The organism is Mycolicibacterium baixiangningiae, assembly GCF_016313185.1.
Taxonomy (GTDB): domain Bacteria; phylum Actinomycetota; class Actinomycetes; order Mycobacteriales; family Mycobacteriaceae; genus Mycobacterium; species Mycobacterium baixiangningiae.
On record NZ_CP066218.1, the window covers coordinates 2,161,523 to 2,177,594 of the forward strand.

Annotated in this window: 15 protein-coding genes; 10 read left to right on the plus strand and 5 right to left on the minus strand. The window is 68.9% G+C overall.

Going from position 1 to position 16,072, the window contains the following annotated elements; translation table 11 throughout:
* Positions 1-31 precede the first annotated feature (31 nt).
* The 3 genes from fdhD to I7X18_RS10175 all read right to left on the minus strand — a co-directional run bounded on the left by fdhD (position 32) and on the right by I7X18_RS10175 (position 2,648).
* Positions 32-856: a formate dehydrogenase accessory sulfurtransferase FdhD gene (fdhD, locus tag I7X18_RS10165; protein WP_193047142.1), complete on the minus strand. Its 825-nt coding sequence runs from the start codon at positions 854-856 to the stop codon at positions 32-34.
* 10 nt (positions 857-866) lie between these two features.
* On the minus strand, positions 867-1,949 hold the full coding sequence (locus I7X18_RS10170) for a YncE family protein (protein ID WP_193047143.1): 1,083 nt from the start codon (positions 1,947-1,949) through the stop codon (positions 867-869).
* 63 nt (positions 1,950-2,012) lie between these two features.
* Entirely contained in the window at positions 2,013-2,648 is a 636-nt protein-coding gene (locus I7X18_RS10175) for a TetR/AcrR family transcriptional regulator (RefSeq protein WP_193047290.1), read from the minus strand.
* A 45-nt stretch (positions 2,649-2,693) separates the two neighbouring features.
* Between I7X18_RS10175 and I7X18_RS10180 the strand changes: the two genes are divergently transcribed.
* The 8 genes from I7X18_RS10180 to I7X18_RS10215 all read left to right on the plus strand — a co-directional run bounded on the left by I7X18_RS10180 (position 2,694) and on the right by I7X18_RS10215 (position 10,977).
* The gene (locus I7X18_RS10180; RefSeq protein WP_193047144.1) at positions 2,694-3,719 is read left to right on the plus strand and encodes a Rieske 2Fe-2S domain-containing protein; all 1,026 of its coding nucleotides are present in this window, start codon (positions 2,694-2,696) and stop codon (positions 3,717-3,719) included.
* A 6-nt stretch (positions 3,720-3,725) separates the two neighbouring features.
* On the plus strand, positions 3,726-4,814 hold the full coding sequence (locus I7X18_RS10185; RefSeq protein WP_193047145.1) for an NAD(P)H-dependent amine dehydrogenase family protein: 1,089 nt from the start codon (positions 3,726-3,728) through the stop codon (positions 4,812-4,814).
* A 92-nt stretch (positions 4,815-4,906) separates the two neighbouring features.
* Positions 4,907-5,044 carry a hypothetical protein gene (locus I7X18_RS10190; protein WP_193047146.1) on the plus strand — a complete coding sequence of 46 codons (138 nt, stop codon included), beginning with the start codon at positions 4,907-4,909 and terminating at the stop codon, positions 5,042-5,044.
* Positions 5,045-5,347: 303 nt separating this feature from the next.
* A complete protein-coding gene (locus tag I7X18_RS10195) occupies positions 5,348-7,279 on the plus strand; it encodes a 2-oxoacid:acceptor oxidoreductase subunit alpha (protein ID WP_193047147.1) in 1,932 nt (643 codons plus the stop codon).
* A gap of 28 nt (positions 7,280-7,307) precedes the next feature.
* Complete coding sequence (locus I7X18_RS10200; RefSeq protein ID WP_193047148.1) at positions 7,308-8,384, plus strand: 2-oxoacid:ferredoxin oxidoreductase subunit beta; 1,077 nt, start codon at positions 7,308-7,310, stop codon at positions 8,382-8,384.
* Positions 8,385-8,394: 10 nt separating this feature from the next.
* Positions 8,395-8,970, plus strand: a complete 576-nt coding sequence (mobA, locus tag I7X18_RS10205; RefSeq protein ID WP_232375452.1) for a molybdenum cofactor guanylyltransferase — start codon at positions 8,395-8,397, stop codon at positions 8,968-8,970.
* A 967-nt stretch (positions 8,971-9,937) separates the two neighbouring features.
* The gene (locus tag I7X18_RS10210) at positions 9,938-10,264 is read left to right on the plus strand and encodes a transglycosylase family protein (RefSeq protein ID WP_226864004.1); all 327 of its coding nucleotides are present in this window, start codon (positions 9,938-9,940) and stop codon (positions 10,262-10,264) included.
* A gap of 209 nt (positions 10,265-10,473) precedes the next feature.
* The gene (locus tag I7X18_RS10215) at positions 10,474-10,977 is read left to right on the plus strand and encodes a transglycosylase family protein (RefSeq protein WP_193047151.1); all 504 of its coding nucleotides are present in this window, start codon (positions 10,474-10,476) and stop codon (positions 10,975-10,977) included.
* Here I7X18_RS10215 and I7X18_RS10220 read toward each other — a convergent pair.
* A complete protein-coding gene (locus I7X18_RS10220; protein WP_193047152.1) occupies positions 10,943-11,581 on the minus strand; it encodes a VOC family protein in 639 nt (212 codons plus the stop codon). The two genes, I7X18_RS10215 and I7X18_RS10220, sit on opposite strands and share 35 nt — an antisense overlap.
* Positions 11,578-12,732 (minus strand): FAD-dependent oxidoreductase, encoded by a 1,155-nt coding sequence (locus I7X18_RS10225; protein WP_193047153.1) that lies wholly within the window; start codon positions 12,730-12,732, stop codon positions 11,578-11,580. Before I7X18_RS10225 ends, I7X18_RS10220 begins: the two co-directional genes overlap by 4 nt.
* A gap of 36 nt (positions 12,733-12,768) precedes the next feature.
* On the opposite strand from I7X18_RS10225, the gene I7X18_RS10230 reads away from it, so the two are divergent.
* On the plus strand, positions 12,769-14,772 hold the full coding sequence (locus I7X18_RS10230; protein WP_193047154.1) for a prolyl oligopeptidase family serine peptidase: 2,004 nt from the start codon (positions 12,769-12,771) through the stop codon (positions 14,770-14,772).
* 10 nt (positions 14,773-14,782) lie between these two features.
* Positions 14,783-16,042 (plus strand): saccharopine dehydrogenase family protein, encoded by a 1,260-nt coding sequence (locus I7X18_RS10235; protein WP_193047155.1) that lies wholly within the window; start codon positions 14,783-14,785, stop codon positions 16,040-16,042.
* The last annotated feature ends 30 nt before the right edge of the window (positions 16,043-16,072 follow it).

A 16,072-nucleotide genomic window follows, 5' to 3' on the forward strand; every position in this document is an offset into this window, starting at 1 on the left:
ACTCGCAGAGATCGCGCTCAGGCAGGAGTGCTCAGCGGACGACGCGGTCTGGGCGGGTGTAGACGTTCATCGACTGGCCCCGCAGGAATGCCACCAGGGTGAGCCCGGACTGGCCGGCGAGGTCGACGGCCAGCGACGACGGCGCCGATACGGCGGCGAGCAGCGGTATCCCCGCCATCACCGCTTTCTGTGTCAACTCGAATGAGGCGCGGCCGCTGACGAGCAGCACCGTCCCGGTCAACGGGATGCGGCCGGCCTCCACCGCCCAGCCGATCACCTTGTCGACCGCGTTGTGCCTGCCGACGTCTTCCCGGACGACGAGCATCTCGCCGTCGGCGGTGAACAGCGCGGCGCCGTGCAGCCCGCCGGTGGTGGCGAACACCTTCTGCGCGGCCCGCAGACGGTCGGGCAGCGCCGACAGGGTGCGGGCACCGACCCGCACCGGGTCGTCGCCGGGCCCGTGCCTGCTGATGAGCTGGACGGCCTCCAGCGACGCCTTTCCGCACACCCCGCACGACGAGGTGGAGTAGAAATTGCGCCGCAGGTCCGGGCTCGGTGCGGGCACGTGCGGCGCCAACGCCACGTCGAGCACGTTGTAGGTGTTGACGCCGTCGTCGTCCGCGCCCCGGCAGTACCGCACCGTCAGCACGTCGTCGCGGTGGCCGATCACGCCCTCGGTGAGCAGAAACCCTTGTGCCAGTTCGACATCCGAACCCGGCGTGCGCATCGTGACGGTGAGCGGTTCGCCGCCGACACGAATCTCGAGTGGCTCTTCGACCACCAGCGTGTCGGGCCGCGCGACGCTCGCGTCGGCGGTGACGTGGTGGACGCGCCGTCGCGCAGTGACACGACCCATGCCTCACAGCCTAGGAGGTGACGTCGATGATCTGTACGACGCCTCCGGTCAGCCCGGCGACGAACAGCCTGCCGGTGGGCGGATCGACGGCGACGGTGTAGGGATTCTGGACGGTGGGGAACCGCGCCACCTCACGTGGCGTCGGCTCGGCCATGTCGTACCCGACGACCTCGTTGGTGCCCGAAGACGTCACCCATACCCGGTCGCGGGTCGGGTCGTAGGTGATGCCGTAGGGCCCTCCGGGCTGGGCCACCACCCCTACCTCGCGTGGTTCAGGCAGCGGGGTGAACACGCGCACCGCATCACCGCGGGTGTCGGTCACGATCAGCCGTCCGTGCCTGTCGGCGACCTGATGGGTGGGCCCCTCGCCGGCGGGCGTCGCGCCGACGATCGTCAGTGCGCCGGTGTCGTAGACGGTGAGGTCGTTCTTGCGGACGTCGAGCAGGCCCATCGCGTTGCCGACCGGGGCCAGTCCGGCGGGTTGGACACTGTCGGTGAACGCCTTGACGATCTCGTCGCCACGCAGCACGGTCACCGTGCCGCCTAGTTCGTTGGCCACGAAGACCGTCCCGTTGGCGGCCTCCGACGCGTCGTGCGGGAAAGTGCCGGTGACGATCCGCGACTGCGCCTCACCGTCGGGCAGTGCGACGCGCACGAGCGCGTCGGAACTCTCCACGGGAACCAGCACCGGTCCGCCGGGGCGCGCCAGTTGCAGGTGACGCCCGAACCCGGGCAGCGTGGTGCGACCGGTGACCTCTCCGGTGTCGGCGTCGAGCAGCACCAGTTCGTTCGGCTGACGTTTCAGGACGGCGACGGTGCGGGTCCGTGCGTCGGCGACGATGCCCTCCGGCTGGGCTCCGACCGGAATCGTGCGCCCGGGCAGCGGTGCCGTCGGGGCCGGCGCCCGCTGTGGTTCGGCCGGCGGCGGCAGACCCGCGGTCGGTGGGCGACTGCCCTCGGTCGGCACCCCGGGCGGGAGCAGTCCAGTGGTCGTCGGGGCGGGCGCGGACGTCGGGGGCGCGTCGGGTTCAGCGGTGCAGCCGCCGATCAGCACGACGCCGAGGACGGCCGCCGCGGCGGTGAGCGATCGCATGAGTCCGGGTACCCCGCGCGCCGTTGTGCCGCCGGCCGATCCGGTGACAGCACGGTGACGTGCCTAGGTCCGGGCCGGCTGCAGGTAGGTGACGATCGCGTTGGTCAGCCCGCGGCGGGCGAGGTCCAGGTCGTAGTACGACCCGAGTTGGCGCTCGGAGACGAGGCCGCGCATCGCGCCGGGGATGAACGAGGCGACTTCGCGGACGCGCTCCGGATCGACGTTGACGTCGGCGAATGCGGTCTGGCAGGCCTCGATCCAATTCCGGCCCCAGGACTGCAGTTCGGCCGCTGTCTTCGGGTAGAGCCGTTCGAGGTCGGCGGCGTCACGCGGGAGCGCCGCGCGCAGCGTTTCGATGGCCCGGGAGTCGGGGGAGGACAGGCCCTCGAAGAGCACGTCGATGATGGCGGCGACGCGGTCGCGCAGGGGTGCCTCGGGCGCGGTCCTGGCGATCAGTGCCCGCGCGAACAGCGACGGCGCCAGTTGACCGCGGCGCTCGGCGGTGCGTGTGAGCACGGCCGCCCACAGTCCGTCGATGGCTCCGAACTGGTACTTCACCGCACCCCAGGTGGCGCCGGCGTCCTTGGCGATGCGGTTGGCCGACGCGGCGGTGGCGTCACCGGTGGCCAGTGTCCGCAGCGCGGCGTCGAGCATGCCCTCGCGGGTCGCTTGTCCGCGCCGGTTCGTGCGCCGCGTCACCTCCACCACTTGACGAATCGTAGAGCCCTCTGTGATTCTCGTCCAATGGCGAAGCCGCCGTTGTCGATGAAGCCGACAGGCTGGTTCTGCGTGGCGTGGTCGGACGAGGTCGGCGTCGGCGACGTGCGCGCCATGCGGTACTTCGGCGAAGAGATGGTGGCCTGGCGGGGGCGCTCGGGCGCGATCACCGTGATGAACGCCTACTGCGAACACCTCGGAGCGCACCTCGGTCACGGCGGCCACGTCGTCGACGACGTCATCCAGTGCCCGTTCCACGGGTGGCAGTGGAGCGCCGAGGGCCGCAACGTCTGCATCCCGTATCAGGACCGGCCGAACCGCGGCAGACGGATGACCACCTACCCCGTGCTGGAGCGCAACGGCGCGATATACATCTGGCACGACGCCGAGGGCCGCGAACCCTTCTTCGACGCCCCCGACGTCTTCGCCTCCTTCGCCGACGGCAGCGGCGCCGCCGACTACTACCCGCAGCAGCGCCTGCTCCGTCAATCGCTGGAGATGCATCCGCAATACGTGCTCGAAAACGGCGTCGACTTCGCGCATTTCAAGTACGTGCACCAGACTCCGATCGTCCCGGTGTTCACCCGCCACGACTTCGCCGCACCCGTCTCCTACGTCGACTTCACCATCACCTTCGAGGGGGACGAGGGGCAGTCGATCGACGACGTGCGCAGCGGCGTCGAGGCGATCAACGGCGGACTCGGTATCGCGGTGACCAAGAGCTGGGGCATGGTCGACAACCGCACCATCTCGGCGGTCACCCCGGTGGACGAGCGCACCTCCGACATCCGGTTCATGGTGTACATCGGGCGGACGCCGGGCAGGGACGACCAGCGCGCCGCGGACAAGGCGCGAAGTTTCGGTGAGGAGGTCATCCGTCAGTTCGCCCAGGACATCCACATCTGGAGCCACCAGCGTTATTCCGACCCGCCGGCACTCGCCACCGCCGAGTACGAGGGGTTCACCGCCATCCGCACGTGGGCCATGCAGTTCTATCCCGACGGCCGCGGCGGCAGCGCGGCGGGCCTCGCGTCAACCAACGAGAAGGGCTGAATCATCATGTCCGACGGGCATTCCCCGATCCGGGTGTTCCAGGTCGCCACCGGCAACGTCGGCACCGAGATGATCAAGCGGATCAGCAGCCACCCCGACCTCGAGCTCATCGGATTGCACTGTTACACACCGGAAAAGGTCGGGCGCGACGCCGGGGAGATCGCCGGCCTGGCGCCCATCGGCGTCACCGCGACCGGTTCGGTCGAGGAGATCATCGCCGCCCGTCCCGACGTGCTGACCTTCCACGGCGTGTTCCCCGACGAAGACCTCTACGTGAAGGTGCTCGAAGCGGGCATCGACATCGTCACGACCGCCGACTGGATCACCGGCTGGCACCGCGACCGCAACCACCCACACCCGTCCGGAAAGCCGGTCAGCCAACTGCTCGCCGACGCCTGCGAGAAGGGCGGGGCCACCTTCTACGGCACCGGCATGAACCCCGGCGTCAACCAGATCCTCGGCATTGCATGCTCGGCGGACGTCGCCGAGATCGAGAACGTCACCACCATCGAATCCGTCGACGTGTCGTGCCACCACTCCGCCGACACGTGGAAAGAGGTGGGTTACGGCCGGCCGGTCGACGATCCCGAGGTTCCGGCCATGCTCGAAAAGTACACGCGGGTGTTCGCCGACAGCGTGCTGCTCATGGCCGACTGTTTCGACCTGGAACTCGACGACGTCACGTTCTCCTACGAACTGGGCGCCTGCACGAAGGACGTCGACCTCGGCTGGTACCAGCTGCCCAAGGGCTCGCTCGGCGGCAGCTACATCAAGTACCAGGGGACGGTCGGCGGCGTGCCGAAGATCGAGACCCACCTCGAATGGCAGATGACCCCACACACGGATCCGAGTTGGGACATCAAGGGCTGCTACATCACGCAGATCGCGGGCGACCCGTACATCTACAACAAACACATGATCTTCCCGAAGCCCGGCGTCGACCTGTCCGATCCCGCCTCGTTCGCGTCGATCGGCATGACCGTGACAGGGCTGCCCGCGCTCAACGCGATCGCCTCGGTGGTCGCCGCCCCGCCCGGGCTGCTGACGAGCGCCGACCTGCCGCTGCGCGGCTTCGCCGGCCGGTTCAAGAAGTGAGGACGGCGCCGCTATCGACTGTTCACCGATTCGATGCCGATATCACATCCGCGCTGGCGTACCGGCCGGCGGCGGATCTGCACAATGAACGCATGGACGTCGATCCACGCACGCCGGCCTGGCGTGACCCCCTGTCGGTCGGGTGGCGTGCACACCGCCAGATCCTGATGCTGCGCTTCCGGTGGCACGAACGCCGCGACTCGACGGCTCGCCACGGCAGGCGGGGCTAACGGTGCTAGCACAGAGCTACCGGGCGGTAACCAATTCTTAGGAGAATCGCGTTCTCCAAACGTGACGAAGACCACACATCGTCGGTGCGGAGGTCGGGTTCACCCCGCTGAGCAGCGCATACTGTGAACCCAGTCCGGCGCGATAACACAAGGTGTGGTACCGCGTTACCTAAGAACAGTGCAATAATCGGTACTAAGAGTGACATCTAACTTTGATCGGGACGTATGTGGGTCGTCCACCCGCGGCGCGCCGTCGCGGCCGCGAACTGGTGGACCCGCTGCTGACAGTGGGAAAGGCAGGGGATGGGGCTGAACGGCAACGGGGCCGCACCGCGGCAGAAGCTCGAGAAGGTCGTCATCCGATTCGCCGGTGACTCCGGTGACGGTATGCAGCTCACCGGTGATCGCTTCACCTCCGAGGCGGCCCTGTTCGGCAACGACCTGGCGACTCAGCCGAACTACCCGGCGGAGATCCGCGCCCCTCAGGGCACCCTGCCCGGCGTCTCGTCGTTCCAGATCCAGATCGCCGACTACGACATCCTCACCGCGGGCGACCGGCCCGACGTGCTGGTGGCGATGAACCCGGCGGCGCTCAAGGCCAATGTGTCCGACCTGCCCCGCGGCGGTCTGATCATCGCCAACTCCGACGAATTCACCAAGCGCAACCTGGCCAAGGTCGGCTACGACGCCAACCCGCTGGAGACCGACGAACTGTCCGACTACGTCGTGCAAGCCGTGCCGATGACCACGCTGACCCTCGGGGCCGTCGAGGAGATCGGGGCGTCGAAGAAGGACGGCCAGCGCGCGAAGAACATGTTCGCGCTCGGCCTGCTGTCGTGGATGTACGGCCGCGAACTGCACCAGAGCGAAGCCTTCATCAAGGAGAAGTTCGCCCGCAAACCCGATGTCGCCGCCGCGAACGTGCTGGCACTGAAGGCCGGGTGGAACTTCGGCGAGACCACCGAGGCGTTCGCCACCACCTACGAGGTGTCCCCGGCGAAACTCAAATCCGGCGAATACCGGCAGATCTCCGGTAACACCGCGCTGGCCTACGGGCTCGTGGCCGCCGGCGTGCTGGCCGATACGCAGGTGATGCTCGGCACCTACCCGATCACCCCGGCGTCGGACATCCTGCACGAGCTGTCCAAGCACAAGAACTTCAACGTGCTGACCTTCCAGGCCGAGGACGAGATCGCCGGAATCGGCGCCGCCATCGGCGCGTCCTACGGCGGTGCGCTCGGCGTCACCAGCACGTCGGGACCCGGCGTCGCCCTCAAGTCCGAGGCCATCGGCCTGGCGGTCATCACCGAGCTGCCGCTGGTCGTCGTCGACGTGCAGCGCGGCGGCCCCTCGACGGGGCTTCCCACCAAGACTGAACAGGCCGACCTGCTGCAGGCGCTCTACGGCCGCAACGGCGAGTCGCCGGTGGCGGTGCTCGCCCCGCGCTCGCCGTCGGACTGCTTCGACATCGCGGTCGACGCCGCCCGGATCGCGCTGACCTACCGCACGCCGGTGATCATCCTGTCCGACGGGGCGATCGCCAACGGCTCGGAGCCGTGGCGGATCCCGGACATCGCCGGATACCAGCGCATCGACCACACCTTCGCCCAGCCCGGCGAGGACTTCGCGCCGTACGCGCGCGACCCGGAGACGCTGGCCCGCCAGTTCGCGGTGCCCGGAACCCCGGGCCTCGAACACCGCATCGGCGGTCTGGAGAAGGCCAACGGGTCGGGCAACATCAGCTACGAGCCGAAGAACCACGACCTCATGGTCCGGTTGCGCCAGGCCAAGGTCGACGGCATCGAGGTGCCCGACCTGGAGGTCGACGATCCCACCGGCGACGCCGACCTGCTGCTGATCGGCTGGGGCAGCTCGTACGGTCCGATCGGCGAGGCCTGCCGCCGGGCCCGGCGCAAGGGCATCCGGGTCGCCCATGCGCACCTGCGGCATCTCAACCCCTTCCCGGCCAACCTCGGTGAGGTGCTGGCGCGGTATCCGAAGGTCGTCGCGCCGGAGATGAACATGGGTCAGTTGGCGCTGTTGCTCCGGGCCAAGTACCTGGTGGACGTGCAGCCGGTCACCAAGGTCGAAGGCATGGCATTCCTGGCGGACGAGGTCGAGGGCATCATCGATGCGGCGATCGACGGCACGCTGGGAGACAAGGAAAACGAGAAGGCCACGTTCGCGCGACTGGCTGCGGCCACCGTGGGAACTGGCGTGGGAGCGAGCGCATGACACGAGCGAGAAGCGGAGCGGATCGCGCATGACTGAGCTGATCGGTACCGATCTGAGCCTGACCCCCCTGTCCAAGACGGCGGGGGTGCCCACCACCGACCAGCCGCAGAAGGGCAAGGACTTCACCAGCGACCAGGAGGTGCGCTGGTGCCCCGGTTGCGGTGACTACGTCATTCTCAACACCATCCGCAACTTCCTGCCCGAGCTGGGGCTGCGCCGCGAGAACATCGCGTTCGTCAGCGGTATCGGCTGCTCGAGCCGGTTCCCGTACTACCTGGAGACCTACGGGTTCCACTCCATCCACGGCCGCGCGCCGACCATCGCCACCGGTCTGGCGCTGGCGCGTCCCGACCTGTCGGTGTGGGTGGTCACCGGCGACGGCGACTCGCTGTCGATCGGCGGCAACCACCTGATCCACGCGTTGCGCCGCAACGTCAACATCACGATCCTGCTGTTCAACAACCGGATCTACGGGCTGACCAAGGGTCAGTACTCGCCGACCTCCGAGGTCGGCAAGGTCACCAAGTCCACGCCCATGGGTTCGCTGGACTACCCGTTCAACCCTGTGTCCCTGGCGCTGGGCTCCGAGGCTACCTTCGTGGGCCGCGCGATGGACTCCGACCGCAAGGGGCTCTCGGAGGTGCTGAGGGGCGCGGCTGCGCACCGCGGCGCCGCGTTGGTCGAGATCCTGCAAGACTGCCCGATCTTCAACGACGGTTCCTTCGATGCGCTGCGCAAAGAGGGTGCCGACGAGCGGCTGATCAACGTCCGTCACGGTGAGCCGATCACCTTCGGCGCCGACGGCGAGTACTGCGTCGTGAAGTCCGGCTACGGCCTGGAGGTCGCCAAGACCGCCGACGTGTCGACCGACGAAATCGTGGTGCACAACGCCGAGATCGACGACCCGGCGTACGCCTTCGCGCTGTCGCGTCTGTCCGAGCAGAACCTCGAGCACATGGTGATGGGCATCTTCCGGCAGGTCAGCAGGCCTACTTATGACGATGCCGCCCGCGAGCAGGTCCGCTCGGCGCGGGATGCCAAACCGCACGACACCGCTGCACTGCAATCGCTGCTTCGCGGCAAGGACACCTGGACCATCGACTAACGTCACCCAGGTGACGTCACCCGTACCGTTGGCCGCGGTCGTGCTGGCGGGCGGGGCGTCCCGCCGCATGGGACGCGACAAGGCGACGGTGGTCGTCGACGGCTCCACGCTGGTCGAGCGCGTGGTCGCCACGGTGAGTGAACGCAGCTCGCCGGTGTTCGTGATCGCCGCCCCGGGTCAGCCCCTTCCGGAGTTGTCCGCGCAGGTTCTACGCGACGAGGTGCGCGGCGTCGGGCCGCTGTTGGCCACCGGGCGTGGCCTGCGCGCCGCCGCGCAGGCCGGCCACCGATGGGCGTTCGTGTGCGCCGTCGACCTGCCGCATCTGACGATGGATTTCGTCGACGATCTCGCGGTGCCTGCCGCACGGCTCGGCGTCGACGTCGTGCTGCCCTGGGACGGCCGCGACCACTACCTGGCGGCCATCTACCGCACGTCGCTCGCGGATCACATCTCGACCCTGGTGGCCGCCGGAGAGCGCAGTATGCGGGCTCTGGTGGACACCGTCGACACCCAGCGGATCGTTATGCCCGAACAACGGGCGCTCACGAACGCGAACACCCCGGACGACCTACCCGTCGCGCCCTGACGTGTTCAGCAAATTGTGGTCATAGACTAATTAGTTAGTCTATATTGTAATGCGTCGGTATTGGTCGCGGAATCCGCCATTTATCTGCTCGTGATCTTGAGCGTCGAATTATGCGTCGAGCCACATCAATTGCGACCATTGTCGGGATAAATGGGATCGGATCCGTTCGCGCCGTGCGGATCTCGGTGTCGGAATCCACCGGCACGCCCGTCTCCGTATTCAGTGGAAGCCGGCCCGATCGGGAAAATGGGCCGGTACGGGCCTTTTCGCGCGCGTCAAACTCAACTGGGGTTCGCAGGACGACCGGAGGCTCGGTGGTCCGATCCTGCCGTGGCAGAAGATAATTGGCCCATCTAGCGCATCTGGCCGCGACGCACGTGGACGGCGCGAGAACACGAATCACTTTGCACCGCAGTTCATTTCGCTTTAGTTCGGCAGTCGCCGGCGTTCGTACTCGCAGCGAACCGCTTCCCGATGAGATCTTGATGACCCGCCCCGGCGGCCTGCACTAACCAGCTTTCTGCAGGTCAAACCTATTGAAGGCGTGGTCCACCTCACAAAAAGACCGTGATTTGACTCACGAAATGGCGTCACCACGCGCACTGGCGACGCGCGCGTAGATAACTAGCTGACCTGCGTAATCGCACTGATGTAGGCGTCGTGATCAAGCTGTTATCTGCGGTGACCCCGGCGTTTGGCGGATATGACTTCTGCGCGGGCGCTTTGTACGGTCCTCATCAGTTCCTCACCCGGAGCAAATAAATTCACAATCAAGACCAGCACGTGAGTGGGGCCGCGGACGGCGTGATCGCCCAGCGGCCGTCGGGCCGATGCGCCCGGCGGAGCAGTCGAGCTCCCCCTGTCGCACCTGACCGAGACGGTGCGACCCAGCCCTCCCTGCCTGTGACCCAGGCGGTGCGCCCGCATGCCGGGCGTCAACGGCGCGTGCTTGGCGAAAGGACAGAAGTTGAAGAACATCCGCAAGACGTTTGGGCTGGCCACCTTCGCCGGGGCTCTCGCTTTGGCTCCGATGGCGCTGGGCACCGGCGCCGCCAATGCGGACAGCGGCGTCAACTGGGACGCCGTCGCCGCCTGCGAGTCCGGAGGCAACTGGTCGATCAACACCGGCAACGGCTACTACGGTGGCCTGCAGTTCGCCATGAGCACCTGGAAGTCCCACGGCGGCTCGGGCTCGCCGCACAACGCGTCCCGCGAAGAGCAGATCCGCGTGGCCGAGAACGTCATGAACACTCAGGGCATCGGAGCGTGGCCCGTCTGCGGCGCGCGTGGCTGATCTGGTCAAAGCCATTTGAGGGGGCGGCGCCGGTCCGGCGCCGCCCCTTCGGCTTTCTCAGAGACCCATTACGCCAGATAAGTAACGATTAAAACTTCCGCAACCCTGGTAACACGTGATCTTCCTCACCCGACACACTGATCAACCGCATCGGGAGAGCGTTCTTCCACCGCGGGCCTTGTGTCACACGGTCGGGGAAGGACCGCACCATGATGAACATCCGCAACACTCTCATCCGAGGAATCTGGCTCACCGCACTCGGCGCGGCCTTCGCGCTGGTCCCGATGTTCCTGTCATCGGCCACCGCGACCGCGGACTCGGTCAACTGGGACGCGATCGCCGAATGCGAATCCAACGGCAACTGGTCGACGAACACCGGTAACGGGCATTTCGGCGGGCTGCAGTTCAAACCGGCCACCTGGTCGTCCAACGGTGGACGGGGTAACCCGGCCGCCGCATCGCGCGGTGAGCAGATCCGCGTCGCCGAGCGGGTGCTGGCCACCCAGGGGCTCAAGGCGTGGCCGAAGTGCGGTCCGCGCGGCGTCGCCGCCAGCGCCGCAGTGTGGAACACCACGCAGGCTCCGCGGACCGCGCCGCGTCCGACCACCGGTTGTGCCGCGGTCCGACCGGGCAGCCTGCTCGGCATCGTCGACCTCAGGCAGCTGTGCTCGATGGTGCTCAGCCCCCTGGGCGCATCGGCGCAGCCGCGCTGAACTCGTTGCCCTGCGGATCGACCAGGGCGCCGTCGGACAGGCGCGTCGCACCGGCGGCCAGCAGGTCGTCGGCTGGCGCCGTCAGTGACCAGCGCCAGCGGTTCGGCCCGGCGCGCGGGTCCTCGACGCGGACGAATTTCCAGACGATGTCTCCCCAGCCGGCGCAGTCGTAGAGCCAGCGGGGTGTCTGATCCGGACCCGGGCCGATCCGGGCCCCCACCCGCGCCGCCCACCATGAGGCCAACTCCTCCGGCCGGTCGCTGTCGGTGCACACCGCGAAGACCCGCGCGGGAGCCCGGCCCCCCGCCGGCTTGCCGGGGAACGCGCAGAACTCGTTTCCCTCGACGTCGGCAAGTGTCACCCAGTCGGGAAGGTGCTCGGCGAGTACCCGGGCGCCGAGGGCGAGCAGCCGATCGATGGCCTGATCGTCCGGGCCGACCGCCACGTCGAGGTGTACCCGGTTCTTCACGGTCTTCGGGCCGCGCTGCGGCACGAACCGCAGCAGGCGCCGCTGTTCGTTCGAGCCCAGGACGGCCGACCAGAACGCCCCGACGGCGGCGGGGTCGGCGGCGTCGACCACCAGCGGGCCCAGCGTGGCAGTCATTCGGGGAGGGCGAACGCCGAGCGGGCGGCGATCGACGCGAGGTGCCGGCCCACGACGGCTTCGGGAACCAGCACCGTCGCCCGGCTCGCCAGCGCGCTCAGGACGGCGGGGCGGAGGTTGACGACGCGTCCGATCAGCTGGGACTCCCTGACGAGTGCCTGCACCCGGGGGCGGCGGAAGCGCGCGAACCGGGCGAACGCGGTCGGGAGGTCGTCGTCGACCTGCGCCACGAACCGAGCCAGGACCGCGGCGTCTTCGAGGCCCTGACATCCGCCCTGGCCCAGGTGTGGCCGCATCGGATGCGCCGCGTCACCGACCAGCGTGACCGGGCCCCGCGACCACACCCGCACCTGGTCGCGGTCGTAGAGGTCGTTGCGCAGCACGTCGCCGGCACCGGTGGCGGCCAGCAGGGACGGAATCGGCTCGGCCCAGTCGCGGTACTTCCCTCGTAGGTAGGCCAGCTCGCCCTGAGGCATCGCGCCGCCCTCGGCGGTGCGTTCGGTGGCGAACCAATAGGTGTGGTCGGGTCCCAGGGGGACATGGCCCACCTCGGTGCCCACGCCGAGCGTTTGGCCGGCCAGCTCGGGTGCGAGGCGGTGGGCCGCGATGCCCCGCCATGCTGTGTAGCCCGCGTACCGGTGCCGCAGCGGGCCGTTGAGATGGCGGGCCACCGTCGAGCCGACGCCGTCGGCCCCGATCAGCCCGGCCGCTTCGTGCACCGAGCCGTCCGACAGCGTGACCCGCACTTCGCCTGCCGTCGTCGTGGTGATGTCGCGGGCCGCGACTCCGCTCCGGACGGTCTCGGGTGCCAGCGCGCCGGCCAGGATCCGGGTGAGGTCGGCGCGCCGGGTCACCACCAGCGGTTCCCCCAGCGCGCGCACCATCCGGTCGGCCGACGGCCGGCGCAGCCACGCGCCGTCGTGCCACCGCACTGCGCCTGCGGTCACCCGGCCGCCGGAGGCGCGCACCGCATCACCCAGGCCGAACGCGTCCAGGGCCGCGAGCGCGTTGGGCCAGATGCTGATGCCCGCGCCGGCAGTGGTGTCCGCCTTCTCCTCGACGACCGTGACGGTGTGACCGAGCTGCTGCAATGCCACCGCGGTGGCAAGGCCGGCGATGCCCGCACCCACGACGAGGATCTGCTGCGACATCGGTCGAACCTAACGCGGTTGTGCTAATCACATGTCATGGCGGCTTCCCCCTCCTCACCGTTCGCGGATCTAGACACCTATCTCGCGCTGCCGCGGGTGTCCGGGCTGGCGGTCTCTCCCGACGGGTCGCGGGTGGTGACGACGATCAGCGAACTCGACGACACGCGTACGGCATTCGTCACCGCCGTCTGGGAACTGGACCCCGCCGGGGGACGCCCCGCCCGCCGCCTCACTCGCGGCGCGAAAGGGGAGCGGACGCCTGTGTTCACCGCGGGCGGCGATCTGCTGTTCCTCGCGTCGCGGCCGACCAAGGACTCCACCGTGGACGGGGATTCGCCGCCCGCGGCACTGTGGCGACTGCCCGCGGCCGGGGGTGAAGCGGTCGAGGAGTTCGCCCTGCCCGGTGGCGTCGGCGCGGTGCGCTGCGCGCGCTCCGCGGCCGTCACCGTCGTCGGCGCGCCGCTGCTCGCCTCGGCCACCGACCTCGACGACGACAAACGACTGCGTGCGCTGCGCAAGGACAACAAGGTCTCCGCGGTCCTGCACAGCGGATATCCCGTGCGCTACTGGGACCACGACCTCGGCCCCGATCGACCGCATCTGCTCGACGCCGCAGATGGCCGTGTCCTCACGCCCTCACCCGGCGACAGCCTGCGCGAAGCCGAGTCCGACCTCAGCGACGACGGCCGTTTCCTCGTCACCTCCTGGCACGACCCGGCTCCCGGCGCGGCGATCCGCGGGACGCTGGTGCGCGTCGAGGTGGGCACCGGGGAGCGCACCACGGTGGCCGACGACCCCACGGCCGACCTGGGGAGTCCGGTGATCTCCCCGGACGGCAGTGCCGTGGCGTTCACCCGTGAGACCATCTCCACGCCCCTGCAGGCTCCGCGAATCACGCTGTGCTGCTTGAGGTTCGGCGCAGACATCCGGGAGTTGACGGCGGGCTGGGACCGCTGGCCGGCGTCGGTCACCTGGACGCGCGACGGGTCGGCGCTGGTGGTCACCGCCGACGACAACGGCCGCAGGCCGATCTTCCTCGTCGACCCGGACACCGGCGCGGTCACCAGGCTGACCGACGACGACTTCACCTACACCGACGTCACCACCGCGCCCGGCGGCGTCATCTACGCGCTGCGCGGCAACTACGCCGCACCACAGCATCCGGTGCGCATCGACCCCGACGGCACCGTCACCGCCCTGCCGACCGTGGACGCCCCGCCGCTGCCGGGAACGCTGAGCGAGGTGACCGCGACCGCCGCCGACGGCGTCGCGGTGCGGTCGTGGCTCGCGGTCCCCGAGGGCGCCGACGAGACGAACCCGGCGCCGCTGCTGCTGTGGGTGCACGGTGGGCCGTTGGGCAGCTGGAATGCCTGGCACTGGCGGTGGAATCCGTGGCTCATGGTGGCGCAGGGGTATGCGGTGCTGCTGCCCGACCCGGCACTGTCCACCGGCTACGGCCAGGACTTCATCCAGCGGGGCTGGGGTGCCTGGGGCGCTGCGCCCTTCACCGACCTGATGGCGGCGACCGATGCGGCGATCGCCGACCCGCGCGTCGACGGGACACGCACGGCGGTGATGGGTGGGTCGTTCGGCGGTTACATGGCGAACTGGATCGCCGGGCACACCGACCGGTTCGACGCGATCGTCACCCACGCGAGTCTGTGGGCACTCGACCAGTTCGGCGCCACCACCGACGGCGCCTACTGGTGGGCGCGCGAGATGACTCCGGAGATGGCCGAACGCAATTCGCCGCACCTCTTCGTGGAGAACATCGCCACGCCGATGCTGGTGATCCACGGCGACAAGGACTACCGGGTGCCGATCGGCGAGGCGTTGCGGCTCTGGTACGAGTTGCTCACCAGGTCGCGGCTGCCTGCCGCGGACGACGGGGCAGGGCCGCACCGTTTCCTCTATTTCCCGTCGGAGAATCACTGGGTGCTCGCCCCGCAGCACGCCAAGCTCTGGTACCAGGTCGTCTTCGCCTTCCTGGCTCGCCACGTGCTCGGGCAGGACGCCGAGTGGCCCGAACTGCTCGGGTAGTGTCGAAATCATGAGCCCGGCAGCGCAGCGTGAATTCGACATCATCGTCTACGGCGCCACTGGTTTCGTCGGAAAGCTGACCGCCGACTACCTGGCCCGCGCCGGTGGCGGCGCCCGGATCGCGCTGGCCGGCCGATCGCAGGACAAGTTGCTCAAGGTGCGTGACTCGCTGGGGGAGAGGGCCAAGGACTGGGAGCTGATCGCCGCCGACGCCTCGCAACCCTCGACGCTCAATGCGCTGGCCGCCCGCACCCGGGTGGTCATCACCACCGTCGGCCCGTACACCAAGTACGGTTTGCCGCTGGTCGCCGCATGCGCGGCCGCGGGGACCGACTACGCCGACCTGACCGGTGAGACCCCGTTCATTCGCGACAGCATCGACGGATACCACAAGCAGGCACTCGACACCGGTGCGCGAATCGTGCACTCGTGCGGATTCGATTCCATCCCTTCGGATCTCACCGTCTACGCGCTGCACCGCCGCATCGCCGACGACGGCGCGGGGGAGCTGGGTGACACGAGCCTGGTGGTGCGCACTTTCTCCGGCGGCGTCTCCGGCGGCACGCTCGCCTCGATGCTCGAGGTCATGAATACTGCGTCGACCGACGCCGAGGTCCGCAGGCAGATGAACGACCCCTACACCCTCACCCCGGACCGCGGCGCCGAACCCGATCTGGGCGCCCAGCCCGACATCCGTTGGCGGCGCGGGTCGGAGATCGCCCCGGAACTCGCCGGCTACTGGACCTCGGCGTTCTTCATGGCCGGGGTGAACACGCGAATCGTGAGGCGCAGTAACGCCCTCTTCGGCTACGCGTACGGCCGGCGGTTCGAGTACTCGGAGGTGATGAGCGTCGGCCGGTCACCGGTGGCGCCCGCCGTCGCCGCCCTGGCCACCGCCGGCAACGCCGCCGTGATGGGGCTGGGTTCGCGGTACTTCCGCCGCCTGCCGCGCAAGCTCGTCGACCGGGTGATGCCCGCTCCGGGCACCGGGCCCAGCGAGCAGGCGCGGGAGAAGGGGCACTACACGGTCGAGACCTACACCACCACGACCACCGGTGCCCGCTACCTGGCACGGATGAGCCAGCAGGGTGACCCCGGTTACAAGGCCACGTCGGTGCTGCTGGGTGAGTGCGGTCTCGCGCTGGCGCTCGACCGCGACAAGCTGTCCGACCTGCACGGGGTCCTCACCCCGGCCGCGGCGATGGGCGACGCGCTGCTCGCGCGGTTCCCCGGTGCGGGTGTGTCCCTGGAGACCTCGCGGCTGGCGTGAGCAGGGGTTGGGACCCGGGCGGTACGCAGC